This window comes from Eubacterium sp. SB2, from assembly GCF_001244405.1.
Classification (GTDB): Bacteria; Bacillota; Clostridia; order Lachnospirales; family Lachnospiraceae; genus Faecalicatena; species Faecalicatena contortus_B.
The window spans coordinates 1440678-1454162 of record NZ_LN865153.1 but is presented as its reverse complement, the minus strand read 5'-3'; the positions used below and the strand labels follow the sequence as shown (position 1 = coordinate 1454162).

Below are 13485 nucleotides of genomic sequence, written 5' to 3'. Positions count from 1 at the left end.
AGGATATCAGTTTTGATGATATTGAAGAATATACCAAAAAACTGATGCAGATTTATAGAGGAAAGAAGAAGTCAGCAGAAACTGCGAAATCCACAGACAATGCAAAAGATATTGTTGCAAAGGGAGATAAAAAGATGGCGAAGAAAAATAACAGCGAGAAAAAACTGAATGGAACGGTCATTGTGACTTATCGGTGTAATGCTCGTTGTTCCATGTGTAACCGTTATAAAGCGCCTTCCAAACTGGAAGAAGAAATCAGTATTGAGACGATCAAGAAGCTGCCGAAGATGTACTTTACGAACATCACTGGTGGAGAACCCTTTATCCGGACAGATTTGAAGGAGATTGTGCGAGAACTTTATAAGAAGTCTGACCGTATTGTAATTTCTACAAATGGTTTCTTTACAGACCGTATTGTGGATCTCTGCAAAGAATTTCCGCAGATCGGTATCCGCATTTCCATTGAGGGGTTGGAGCAGACCAATAATGAAATTCGTGGACTGCAGAATGGTTATCAGCGTGGCTATCAGACCCTTAAAAAGTTGCGCGAAATGGGCATGAAGGATGTAGGATTTGGCATGACTGTGCAGGATAAAAATGCACCAGACCTCATACCGCTCTATAAGATTTCCGATGAGATGGGTATGGAATTTGCTACAGCCAGCTTACATAACAGCTTCTACTTCGTGGAAGCGAAGAATATCATCCATGACCGCCCGATGGTTGCGAAGAACTTTGAGAATCTGGTCAATGAACTGCTCCGCAGCAATAGCCCGAAGAAGTGGTTCCGTGCTTATTTTAATCATGGCCTGATCAATTATATCTATGGACAAAAGCGTCTGCTTCCGTGTGATATGAGCTTTGATACCTTCTTTATTGATCCATATGGTGATGTGATGCCGTGTAATGGAACCAAGGATAAAGAGGTCATGGGTAATCTGAATTGTCAGACCTGGAACGAGTTGTGGAACAGTCCGGAGGCAGAGAAAGTAAGAAAGAAAGTACGTTGTTGCGATAGAGATTGCTGGATGATTGGTTCTGTAAGTCCTGCCATGCATAAATATATTTGGAAACCTGCGACATGGGTTGTAATTCATAAGGCTAAAGCATTATTCAGCAAGCACCCGTATTCCATGTACGAAAATAAGATTGTTCGGGATTACCGTGATGGTAATGTGACGAAGGAAGAATTGGATAAGTATTCGACCTGTGATATGTGTGCGACAGTTAACAATGGTTTGAGTGAGTCGAGTATGGAGCAGCTAAAAGATCGAACCGGGGAAGAGATTGTGGATGCAGATATCGCAAGTCAGATGGAAAAGAAGTAATGGGTGGGTAAGCAGTGTTGAGAAAGGTAAATTTAGGAAGAAATGCTTTATATGAATAAAACTGGAATATCCATAAGGTTTTTATTAATGCAAGTATGTTTGGGAAGCAGGAGAACCGCATATAAGAAGGCGTTTTTTTTCATAAACACAAAATCTTCAAGAAATTCGTAGGTGGTAACCGAAGAAATAGCATTCCCGATGAGAGTCCCATCCGCAGTTGCAGTCCGGCTGGGAATAATGGCGTTTGCAGTTACAGGAAGAACAGGCTTCTTCCTTACAATCGCAGATCCGTTTTTTTGTTGTTGCGCGGCAGTCCGGACAGGGGGGCCATCACCAGCAAGAACCAGATGTTCCGGATCGATCAGCCCCTTGTGGATGGAACGTTTGAGGAACTGTTGTTTGTAGAGACGGAAAATAAGGGAAAACGGTCCTTGGAAGAAAGGTTGTTCCTGCCAGATGCTGGAAAAAAATTGTAAAAAGCCCCAACACTGGGGTATCCCCGAAAGGGAATCCGCTGAGGATGGCATAAAGAGGAGGTTCCCTAAGCATACGGCACCAGATGGTGATGGAAGTTACTTTCAGCTTTAAAGCAAGCAGGTAGGAATGCAGCATACACGAGGGGAGTCTTGGTGCGGATCCAAAGACAGAATAACAGTCCTGCATAATGGAATCTGTCAGGGAAAGATTGAGATACCAGAACTGTACGATATAATTCCATGTGCTTTTAGAAAACCCAAAGGGATCAGGGTAAAATTTCAGGAGATCGGATACGAAAGTATCCTGATAGGCGGTATATCCGCCGGGATTACAAGGTAAGAAAGAAATCGCCTCCAGTCGATTGAAATAAAATATAATCAATCGGCTTCGCCGCAAATTTTGAGCGATTTGTAAAGCGTTTTTTGCAAAAAAGTGGGTGATTTTTTGAGATAGGATCTGAAAGCCTTATAAAATAAGGGCTGAAAATTCCGAGAAGTTATATACAGTGATAGGTGGAAACAGCATAATTCTCTATAACGTGAAAATAGGAAATGATGTATTGGTTGCGGCAGGAAGCATTGTAACGCACGATATAGAATCTTATGCGATTGTGGAGGGGAATCCTGCCAAAAAGATAGGCGACACAAGAGAATTGTATAAAAAAGATATAAGTATAGTAGTACAACTGGAGAATAAGATGAAAGTTGCGATAATTACAAGACATGCGATAGCAAACTACGGCTCACTATTACAAGCATTTGCAACGCAGAAGGCAATTGAAAACCTTGGATATAGTTGTGAAATCATCAATTATGTAAGAACAGATGAGTCCTACAAGAACCATGAAAAAACGTTGTTGAAGCGTAAGAAGGAGTGGAATCAAACTCCTATAAAAAGATTTATATATTTAGCACTTAGACAGCCGGAAAGTTATTTTTCTGGTAAAAAATTTGAACGTGAGCAGAAATTTTATCTTAACCTGTCGAGACTATATGAATCTCAAAAGGATTTAATTGAATATACACCTACGGCCGATATTTATATGACAGGAAGTGATCAAGTGTGGGGGCCAACAGAAGATGGTTCCTATGATAGCTCATATTGTCTTTCGTTTGTACCGGATAGTTCAAAAAAAGTTGCTTACTCAGCCAGTTTTGGGCATACGGATATGGCTGCTCAGATAAGTGGCTATTATAAAAAATGGTTGAATCGATATGAAAAAATAGCTGTTCGGGAAGATAGCGCTGTGGAACTTTTACATAATATGGGACTTAAGGCGCAGCAAGTTATCGATCCGACTCTTTTGCTTTCACAGGAAGAATGGTCCGCTTATATAGGAAAAAAAAAGAAAAAAAAATATGTTCTGGTATATCAGCTTCATAATGCTAAAAGACTGGGTGAATATGCAGAGAAAGTGGCAAGAGCGAAGGCTCTCCCATTGATCCGTATATCAGCTTCGCTCCATCAGATTAACAGACCGGGAAGGTTTGTTTGGTGTCCGTCTGTAGAGAATTTCCTTTCGTACATAAAGAACGCAGAATGTATAATTACAGATTCTTTTCATGGAACAGCATTTGCAATTAATTTAAATACCCCGTTTGTGGAAGTTCTCCCAAATAACAACACAGGAACTCGCAATATGAGTATTTTAAGATTGACTGGTTTATCAGATCGGATTTTGAGAGATGAAGATGTAAATTTGGCGATGACTCCTATTGATTTTTCAAAAGTTAATAAGATACTGGAAGAAAAAAGAAGTGAGTCTATTGAAATATTAAAGAATATGTTGGAGTGAAATAGAAACATTAGAGGTGGCAGAATGAAAAACGTTTGTGAAATTAATCAGTGTTCGGGGTGTATGGCTTGTATAGATATATGCCCCAGAGAAGCCATATCCATAGTAGACAACTTAAAATCGTATAACGCTGTGATAGATGAAAGCAAATGTGTGAATTGTAATGCTTGCCACAAAGTATGTCAAAATAATAATCCGATGGAATGTAATGAACCAATTCAATGGAGCCAAGGCTGGGCGGTAAATGAGAATTTAAGAAAAAGAAGTTCCTCTGGTGGTCTAGCAACGGCAATAGCACTCTCCTTTGTTGAAAATGGAGGAATTGTATGGGGCTGTACTTTCAGAAATGGAGAGTTTAGATTTGAGAGTGCTGAACAGATTAGCGAATTAGAAAAATTTGTAGGGTCGAAATATGTAAAAAGTAATCCAAGTGGCGCCTATAAACAGATAAAAAATGCGCTAAATAACGGGAAAAAGGCACTTTTTATAGGTCTTCCATGTCAAGTATCAGCACTAAAGAATTTTGTTGGAAAGACTTTGGGTAAAAATCTTTATACGATTGACCTGATTTGTCATGGGACACCTTCACCTCAAATATTAGAGATATTTTTGAAACAGTATAGCCAATCACTTGAGAAGCTTAATGACATAAAATTTAGAGTAAAAGCCAAGTTTATGCTGTATGGAGATTACAAAGGGATAATTACAAACGGTGTGAGTGATAAATACTCAATTGCCTTTCTAAATTCGTTAACTTACACAGAAAACTGTTATAGTTGTCATTATGCTCAAAAAAGGAGGGTATCCGATTTGAGTTTGGGAGATTCGTGGGGAAGCGAACTTCCTATTCAAGAACAAAAGAAAGGGGTTTCTCTTATTTTATGTCAAACCTCAAAAGGAATTGAACTGATTGAAACAACAGAATTGCATTTAGAGAGTGTTGATAGTGAAAATGCAATTCAAAATAACCACCAGTTGAAGCAGCCATCTATCGCACCAAAAGGAAGGGAAAAATTCTTTAGTGATATTGGAAAGAAAAAATTTAATTTACTTGTTTTTGAGGCTTTCCCCAAACAATGTTTAAGGCAAAATGTTAAACAATTTTTGATTAAGACTAAAATAATCAAAGTGAAATGAGTTACAAAAATAATGTATGCAATAAATGGATAAAAGTAAAGGGAAGTGACTTATGAAAGTTGCAATACTTGTCTCTACCTATAATGGAGAAAAATATTTGCGAAGTCAAATTGACTCGTTGTTAGAGCAAAAAGGAAACTTTGAGGTACATATAATCTTGAGAGATGACGGCTCTCAAGATGGTACAAGGACTATATTAGAAGAATACTCTACAAAGAATAGTAATGTGACCTGGTTCTGCGGTCAAAATTTGAAACCAGCAAAAAGTTTTATAGATATTCTTTGGAAATGCGGTGAATATGACTTTTACTGCTTTTGCGATCAAGATGATGTCTGGGACAGTAATAAGATTGAAACGGGAATAAAAAAAATACGAGATATCGAAATACCTTGTATTTATTATTCAAATGTGCGGTTGGTCGATTCGAACTTAAATCCTTACGGGGTCAATCTATATAAGAAGACGCCATGTAATGACATCTTTACGGTAATGTGTGCATCGAATGTTATTGGTTGCACTATGATTATGAATCATCAACTTGTTTCTTTTTTGAGGGCACACGAGTCTCCAGATATAATAGCAATGCATGATTCTTACATTACCAGAGTTTGTCTGTCTATAGGCGGAAAAATAATTTATAATCACACGCCTTACATGAATTATCGTCAGCATGAAAATAATGTTGTAGGTGTAAAAAAAGGAAACTTTGAAAAAATAAAATATGCGATTCAGAAAATGATGGATAGACCGACTATTACAATTGATATGCAAGCTCAGGAGATACTACGATTATATGCGGATGATATTAGTAATTGCAATAAAATGTGGCTCCGTCAAATTGCAGGTTATCGAATGAATTTTATATCGCGTCTTAAGTTGACGTTATCAAGAAAACCAACATATGGGTCACTAAGTATGAGCATACAGATGAGATCAGCCATATTGTTAGGAAATCGATGAAGTCAGAATATTTAATGTACCAGCGTGATTTTAATTTTAGGAGTTACGGAGATAGAGTAAGAGGTTGGATTATGCAAAAAACAAAAATATTATGGCTCTCAATGTATGCTCCGATAAGTACAGATTCATCTGGGGGTGGGCATACTTTTAATTACTACTTTACTCAATTTCTGAATGATGACAGGTTTGATATAAGACTGATATCATGCGGAAAATATAAAGAGCGAGAGGTAATAAAAAAAGAGCTTTCAAGTTTAACACACCATATTATTTATTGGGGAGATCCAAATAGGAAGAAAATAAATAAGTTAGCAAATATTGAATCAAAATATAGCATTTTCAATAGAAACGCACAGCTAATTTCCAATACTGAAGAAAGGGAAATTAGGGAGATGTTGATTAAATATAAAGAAGAGGGATATGTCCCGGATGTTGTAATCTTAGAATGGACTAATATGGTTATAATGGCCAGGGTTGTACATGAGCTATTTCCTACATCAAAACTAGTTGCCTCAGAACATGACGTTACTTTTGTAGGGTATCAAAGAAAAGCAGAATTTTATAAGGGTTTGCAAAAGATAATATGGAGTCAAAAATACAGAAATGAAAAAAAAGTAGAAGTAGATAACTTGAAACTCTGTGATCTGATATTGCCGCATAACGCAGATAACAAAAAGGTTCTTGTAGAAAACGGAATTACTGAAAGCAGAATTATCGGTTTGATCCCCTATTATAAAAAAATGTCCTATCTGGAAAGAAAATCTAACCATAGAGATGTGTTGTTTTTTGGGGCAATGTCTAGAAAAGAAAATAGTTTGAGCGCTAAATGGTTTGTAGAAAATGTTCTTCCCAGATTATCGGATATTGATATTCGATTTGTTATTCTGGGAGGTAATCCGCCCGATTTTCTAATAAAATATGAATCAGATAGGGTGCACGTTACCGGATTTGTGGATTCCATTGACCCTTATTTTTCTGATGCAATGTGTTTTGTGGCACCATTGCTGTTAGGTGCGGGAATTAAGATAAAAGTTTTGGAAGCGTTATCTTCTGGTGTGCCTGTTCTTACGAATGAAATTGGGATTGAAGGCATACCGGCACATAATGGAGAAGAATATTTTCATTGTGTATCTCCAGAAGACTATGAACAGACTATCAGGCATATTTATAATCAAAATCCTGAAGAAGATAGGATGACTAAAAAAGCGAAAGATTTCGTTGAGTGTAGATTTTCATACGATAATTTTTCAAATATATATCGCGACAAAATAGAAATGATGAGGCATGATTCAAAATGATTATTACACAGACACCGTTTCGTATGTCCTTTTTCGGCGGCGGAACAGATATGGAAATATTTTTTAAAGAGAATGGCGGCGCAGTCTTGTCTACCACGTTTGATAAGTACTGTTATGTGAATGTACGTCACTTACCATGTTTTTTTGATTATTCCACAGAATTGTCTTATTCAAAGACAGAACGTGTGACCAATATTGATAATATTCAGCATCCGGCAATTCGAAACGCAATGAAGATGTTGGATATGCATGAGATTCGTCTCACGTATGAGGCAGATCTTCCAGCGCGTTCTGGTTTAGGAACATCGAGTTCTTTTGCGGTCGGGATGCTGAATGCCTTTTATGCTTTAAAGGGCAAATATGCTGACAAAAAGAAACTGGCAGATGAAGCAATTTATCTGGAACGTAAGTTGTGCCAGGAAGCCGGTGGCTGGCAGGATCAGATTGCAGCATCCTTTGGTGGATTTAATCGCATCAATTTCAATGCAGATGGCTATGAAGTTCTGCCTGTAATCATCTCGCCAGAGAGAAAGAAGCAGCTTAATCAGAATCTGATGATGTTCTTTACCGGGTTTACTCGTTTCTCTTCAGATGTGCAGAAGGCAAATGCAGCTGGTAAGGTCGATAAAACAGCACAGTTGAGAGAGATGTTGTCATTGGTTGACGAGGCAGAAAAAGTGTTAACAGATAAAGAAAGTGATTTGGATGATTTTGGAAGAATGTTAGATCATACTTGGAAACTTAAGCGTCAGACCGGTTCTGCTGTTTCTACAAATAGCATTGACGAGCTTTATGCAAAAGGTATCGCTGCTGGTTCTTTAGGAGGAAAACTTCTTGGTGCGGGTGGTGGTGGTTTCCTCGTATTCTATGTACAGCCTGAGTACCAAGATGCTGTACACCGGGCAATGAGCAAGTTGCTGTACATACCATTTAAATTTGAAGATAGCGGTACCCGTGTGATTCATTATACACCAGAAAATTATGTACCAAAGGAATAAGAAAATGAAAGTTGTGATTATGGCAGGCGGAAAAGGTACTCGCATCTCTTCTGTGGAGAGTGATATTCCTAAACCGATGATAAAAATTGAAGGTATTCCGGTTTTGGAAAGAGAAATTGAGTGCCTAAAGGAACAGGGATTTGATGATATTATCATCACAGTAAGCCACCTTGGAAATATTATTATGGACTATTTCGGTGATGGCTCAGGAACCTCTCCAGCAACAGGTAAACCGTTTGACGTTCATATCGAATACTATTTTGAAAATGAACCGCTAGGTAATGCAGGTGCATTGTTTAAAATCAAAGATAAATTGAATACTGATTTTCTTCTTTTGAATGCGGATGCAATGTTCGATGTGGACTTTCACCGATTTGTTGAGTTTCATCGGAGACATGGTGGGCTGGTAACACTCTTTACCCACCCGAATAGCCATCCATATGATAGTTGCTTGATTATTGCAGATAAGAATGGTGCAGTAGTGAAGTGGCTTGCAAAAGAGGATGAACGGCCGCAGTATTACAGAAATCGTGTAAACGCTGGTCTTCATGTTATCAACCCAGATGTTCTGAAACTTGCTGGTGTTGATGCTGCTTCCGTCGGTAAAATCGGAGAAAATGGTAGGATGATAAAAATTGATTTGGACCGCCAGCTCCTGAAACCGTTAGCTGGTACAGAAAAGATGTTCTGTTATGATAGTCCGGAATATGTTAAGGATATGGGAACACCAGACCGTTACTATTCAGTATGTACCGATTATAAAGAAGGTCGTGTTTCTGGAAAGAATTTGAGAAATACGCAAAAGGCAGTATTTCTTGACAGAGATGGCACCATCAATAATTATGTTGGTTTTCTTAGAGATATCAATAACTTTGAACTGATTGATGGTGTGGCTGAGGCAATTCGTAAAATTAACGAATCCGGATATCTTGCCATTTTGGTGACGAATCAGCCGGTGATTGCTCGTGGTGAAGTATCCTTTGAAGAACTAGAAGAAATCCATAATAAGATGGAAACCCTTCTTGGAAAAGAGGGGGCATATCTGGATGCCATTTATTATTGCCCACATCATCCGCACAAAGGATATGAAGGCGAGCGCCCGGTGCTGAAAATCGAGTGTGATTGCCGTAAACCGAAGCCGGGCATGCTGTTGAAGGCAGCAGAAGACTTCAATATTGATCTGTCACAGTCGTGGATGGTTGGTGATGGTGAGAATGATGTTAAGGCTGGCATCAACGCTGGATGCAGGACTGTGCTTTTGAGTAACAGCGATGAAGATTATGGCCAGACAGTGAATGTAAAGTCGTTGCTTGGATTTGTAAAACATTATTTGTAACAGAAATTTGTGGGGATTGAAACATGAAAGAATTAAAAGACAAGCTTAAAAAGCATATGGATTTTCTTTGTGAGCGTTATCCAGCATTAAAAAGTGTGGAGAACGAGATTGTAGAGGCATATTTAATCCTTGAAGAATCATATAGAAATGGCGGAAAATTGTTAATTGCTGGAAATGGCGGTTCTGCTGCGGATGCAGAACACATTGTCGGAGAATTGATGAAAGGATTTAAACTTCCCAGAAAGCCAGATTTAGATTTTACTATGAAACTTGTTGGGGAAAACGAGGAATTTGGTACAGTTCTGGCACAAAATTTACAGGGGGCACTTCCTGCTATTGCATTGGATGGGCATTTAGCTCTGTCTACCGCTTATATGAATGACTCTGAGCCGTTGCTTTGTTTTGCACAACAAGTAAATGGTTACGGAAAGGAAGGAGATGTATTCCTTGGTATTTCAACAAGTGGCAATAGTAAAAATATACTGTTTGCAGCAATAACTGCCCATGCGAAGGGGATGAAGGTGATTGGTTTAACCGGCGCTAATCATAGCAAACTGGAGCAGATGAGCGATATTTGCATCAAGGTTCCGCAGGCAGAAACTTATATGATTCAGGAATTACATCTTCCTGTTTACCATTGTCTGTGCTTGATGCTGGAAGATGAGTTTTTTGAATAATGAAAAGGTTATGTGAAGTTGAATGGATGAGGAAAAGCAATGAGTTCTGAAGAAGTTTTGTTGGTTAATGCAGTTCTATATACTATTACGCTTATATATTTCTATATGAAATATAAACTCAGTGTGGGAGTATTTGTTTGGATTTTATATACAGTTTCGGCATGGTCAAGTTTTTTGTTCATTCAACAACCCTTATACGCCTCCTCTGTACATGCAAGCGAACAAACTTTACTTCCGTGCATATACTTATATATAGTTTTTATGATTGCGATGGCGCCGTTAATGCGGTTGAACAAAATTGAAAGTATTGATTCGTTAAACCATAGAGTGTTAATCGCAATAATGGTTGTATGCTCAATGATCCAGATTTTGTTTTTTGTAGTAGATATTCCATCGATGTTAAGTGTTGTTAAATCGGGAACCGGAATGTTAAGTGACCTTCGGTCAACTGTTTACGGCGATGATGGCTTATCAGCAATAACAAAAAACGCATGGCTTAATAGGATTTCTTTGCTATATAGCGGAATTCGAATTTTCGCAACAGGATTGAGTGTTATTATGTTTATCGCGTATGAAAAACACAGGAAACTTGTGACAGTTTTTGCTGTTTCTGCACTATTGAACAATATACGCATAATCATTGTTCAAGTTGGAAGAGGAGAAATGATATTTGTTTTCCTGTTATACGCATGTACAATCTATCTAATGCGTGATTGGCTTAGTGCGGAAAGTAAGCGTAAGGTTATTATGTTATCGATTCCTGTTATTGTAGTAGGAGGCATCTTTTTTGCTTCGATTACCTTGTCAAGATTCGGAGACAAAGCGGTGTTCTTTATGTATAAGTATTTGGGCGAGCCAATCAACAATTTTGATGGTATTCTATTTAACAATATTAAAGGAACTACGAATGGACGTGCATACTTCTCGATGATATATCGCTATATTTTTGGAGAATCAGCAATTATCATGGCCAATGAGAAGTGGTCATTAATTCTATCTCAGACAGGTATTAGAGGCGATATTTTCTATACATGGGTTGGAGGATTAATAATAGAATTTGGAAAAGTGGCTCCTTTCATAGCTGCAATAATTCTTAATAGAGGATTAAAGCGCTTGGCTACAATCAAACATTATTATATTGGGGATTTGATTGTTCTGATCTTTTTTATGAACTTCTATATTCGAGGTATTTTTATATTTCCGCTTCAGAATATAGAAGGAACACTGATGATTCTTTATACTATTTTGTTATATTTGGTTTTCAGAGTAAGGAAAAATGAAAAAGGGGATCTTGTGTTCGTACTTCCTCGAAAAAAAATTTATTTGGATGAAGATGAGGTGGCAAAGTGAAAAAGAAAGTGGGGATAATGACATGGTATTTTGGGGCAAATTATGGTGCTGTAGCTCAGTCTTTGGCACTTTATAACACTATTGAAAGTATGGGTTTTGATTGTTGTATGGTAAATTATAGACCTGATAATTATAAAAAAACTCTGCTTAATGCGAATCTACCGCCTAAGTGGAAACGCATAATACATCTTGACAAGACATTTGCTGGATTAAAAAAATGCAGAGTATTAGGGGATTGTAAGCAATTTCAAGAAAGCGAACCGGTACATTCAGCGGAGGAAATTGATGATCTGGGATTAGATTATATTGTGTTTGGAAGTGACGCGATATTTAACTTAAAGCATCCATTGTGCGATGAAATATATTACGGTGTTGGCATTCATACAAAAAAGATAACCTACTCACCAAGTTGTGAATATTTAGATGTAGATGAAGCACTTCCAGAAGGATATGAAAAATCCTTGAAAGAGATGAGCGCAGTTTCTGTAAGGGATGCGAATACAGCAGAGTTTATAATGAAAAATACGGGCATTAAATCGAAAATAACTTTAGACCCAACTTTTTTATATAAATTCGATGAATATAAAATAAAGATTTCTGAAAAGAAATATATTTTAACCTATTCTTTTTCAGACTGGAAACAGTACTCACAAGAAATCCTAAGATACGCGAAAGAGAAAGGATTTTTAATTGTAGCGGTAGGAAACAAACTGGAATGGGCAGATTTGTCATTACCATATGCTACTTTTACTGAATGGGTAAGTGCATTTATTTATGCGGAGCTGGTTATAACGGATTCGTTTCACGGAACAGTCTTTTCGCTGAAGAATCAAAAGCAAATTGTTTTATGTGGAAGAAGAGATAAAGAATCTAAAATTAAGTGCTTGCTTAAACAGTTAGATATTGATGTGTCTGTGTATAATGGAGAGTCGATAAGTACGTATTTACAAGAAAATTTCCTTGACTATAATAAAGCACAAGACCATATCAATTGTGAGCAAAATAAGTCATTTAACTATTTGAAGAATGCTCTCGAAATATAAATTTGCATATGAAATCGAAAACCTGATTTTTACGAAGAGAGGAGTCGATAGCAATGAATATAGTGAAAATCAAAGCTCTCTTAAAACAAATACCCGTTGTAAAAAAGATTGTGTACTTAAAAAATAAACATAAATCCGATAAGAGAATCAAAGATAATTTCTCGAATTATGAAAATGACTATTTAGAATATGCTACGGACTTGTCAGGGCATTATGATGAGAGATCTCGAAGAAGGTTAATTATTATAGGAACACATATTCTTGAAAAAGGGGTGAGTCATACAGATTTTAGACCAGGGTTTGGACGACAGAATGTAATTGATTTGCAGGATAATATTGCTGCATATAAAAAAATAAAAGGTGCAGATATTTTTGCAATTGAAAACGCAATATCTATTCTGTATTTGTATCATAAAACAAATGAAGCATATGATTTTTCTGATGCCGATTATGTGAATACAAAGCTGTTTGAAGATAGTAAGATTCAGCAGTTAAGACCATACTCTTTAAAAGACCAAGATAATTTCTCTGCTGAAGATTGTCAAAATATTTTTTATAAACGGCATTCTGTTCGGCTTTATGACGTGGATGGGGAACCGGTCGCAAATCAATTATTAATTGATGCTATCGAATTGGCTAATACCGCACCAAGTGCATGCAACCGCCAGGCGACGCACGTTTTTGCAGTGGAAAAAAAAGAACTATTTGAAGAAATAGAGAATCTTCACGGCGGATGTAAGGGGTTTGGCAGACATGTCAGTTTGTTTCTATTTGTGACAAGTGATTTGTCTTTATATTCATCTAACGAAATCAAATTACCTGTTTATGATGCTGGAGTCTACACAATGAATTTGTTGTATGCATTGCAGGCGTATGGTTTATATGCTTGCCCGCTAAATGCATCTTTGCCTGGGAAGAGCAAGGCAATGCATCAGCTGGCAGGTATTCCATCTAACTACGATATCAATGGCTTGATTGCAGTTTATAGATTGAAGCCAGAAACAAATTGTAAAATTGCGGCATCCCCAAGGCGCAAAGCAGGAGATGTTTTAACTATATTAGAATAAATAAAAGGAAGGATACCT

General features: G+C 37.4%; 13 protein-coding genes. 12 read left to right on the top strand and 1 reads right to left on the bottom strand.

Going from position 1 to position 13485, the window contains the following annotated elements:
* Positions 1-134 precede the first annotated feature (134 nt).
* A complete protein-coding gene (locus tag BN1938_RS23995) occupies positions 135-1328 on the top strand; it encodes a radical SAM protein (RefSeq protein WP_050642762.1) in 1194 nt (397 codons plus the stop codon).
* Between the two features lie 47 nt (positions 1329-1375).
* On the opposite strand, the gene BN1938_RS23515 is transcribed toward BN1938_RS23995, so the two are convergent.
* The gene (locus BN1938_RS23515; RefSeq protein WP_050642002.1) at positions 1376-1855 is read right to left on the bottom strand and encodes a hypothetical protein; all 480 of its coding nucleotides are present in this window, start codon (positions 1853-1855) and stop codon (positions 1376-1378) included.
* Between the two features lie 76 nt (positions 1856-1931).
* On the opposite strand from BN1938_RS23515, the gene BN1938_RS23510 reads away from it, so the two are divergent.
* The 11 genes from BN1938_RS23510 (at position 1932) to BN1938_RS18770 (ending at position 13467) form a co-directional block, all read left to right on the top strand.
* Complete coding sequence (locus BN1938_RS23510) at positions 1932-2144, top strand: hypothetical protein (RefSeq protein ID WP_050642001.1); 213 nt, start codon at positions 1932-1934, stop codon at positions 2142-2144.
* Between the two features lie 166 nt (positions 2145-2310).
* Positions 2311-3600, top strand: coding sequence for a polysaccharide pyruvyl transferase family protein (locus BN1938_RS23790; protein WP_148487250.1), 1290 nt, complete (start codon positions 2311-2313; stop codon positions 3598-3600).
* 24 nt (positions 3601-3624) lie between these two features.
* Complete coding sequence (locus BN1938_RS18810; RefSeq protein ID WP_050642000.1) at positions 3625-4737, top strand: Coenzyme F420 hydrogenase/dehydrogenase, beta subunit C-terminal domain; 1113 nt, start codon at positions 3625-3627, stop codon at positions 4735-4737.
* A gap of 52 nt (positions 4738-4789) precedes the next feature.
* Positions 4790-5698, top strand: a complete 909-nt coding sequence (locus BN1938_RS18805) for a glycosyltransferase (RefSeq protein WP_050641999.1) — start codon at positions 4790-4792, stop codon at positions 5696-5698.
* A 71-nt stretch (positions 5699-5769) separates the two neighbouring features.
* Positions 5770-6996: a glycosyltransferase gene (locus BN1938_RS18800; protein WP_050641998.1), complete on the top strand. Its 1227-nt coding sequence runs from the start codon at positions 5770-5772 to the stop codon at positions 6994-6996.
* A complete protein-coding gene (locus tag BN1938_RS18795) occupies positions 6993-7994 on the top strand; it encodes a GHMP family kinase ATP-binding protein (protein WP_050641997.1) in 1002 nt (333 codons plus the stop codon). The genes BN1938_RS18800 and BN1938_RS18795 overlap by 4 nt, the downstream gene beginning before the upstream one ends.
* Before the next feature lie 4 nt (positions 7995-7998).
* The gene (gene gmhB, locus BN1938_RS18790; RefSeq protein ID WP_050641996.1) at positions 7999-9330 is read left to right on the top strand and encodes a D-glycero-beta-D-manno-heptose 1,7-bisphosphate 7-phosphatase; all 1332 of its coding nucleotides are present in this window, start codon (positions 7999-8001) and stop codon (positions 9328-9330) included.
* A 23-nt stretch (positions 9331-9353) separates the two neighbouring features.
* Positions 9354-10007, top strand: a complete 654-nt coding sequence (locus BN1938_RS18785) for a D-sedoheptulose-7-phosphate isomerase (protein ID WP_050641995.1) — start codon at positions 9354-9356, stop codon at positions 10005-10007.
* 39 nt (positions 10008-10046) lie between these two features.
* Complete coding sequence (locus tag BN1938_RS18780; protein WP_050641994.1) at positions 10047-11357, top strand: O-antigen polymerase; 1311 nt, start codon at positions 10047-10049, stop codon at positions 11355-11357.
* The gene (locus BN1938_RS18775) at positions 11354-12400 is read left to right on the top strand and encodes a polysaccharide pyruvyl transferase family protein (protein ID WP_050641993.1); all 1047 of its coding nucleotides are present in this window, start codon (positions 11354-11356) and stop codon (positions 12398-12400) included. Before BN1938_RS18780 ends, BN1938_RS18775 begins: the two co-directional genes overlap by 4 nt.
* A gap of 53 nt (positions 12401-12453) precedes the next feature.
* Positions 12454-13467 carry a nitroreductase family protein gene (locus BN1938_RS18770; protein ID WP_050641992.1) on the top strand — a complete coding sequence of 338 codons (1014 nt, stop codon included), beginning with the start codon at positions 12454-12456 and terminating at the stop codon, positions 13465-13467.
* Positions 13468-13485 lie beyond the last annotated feature (18 nt).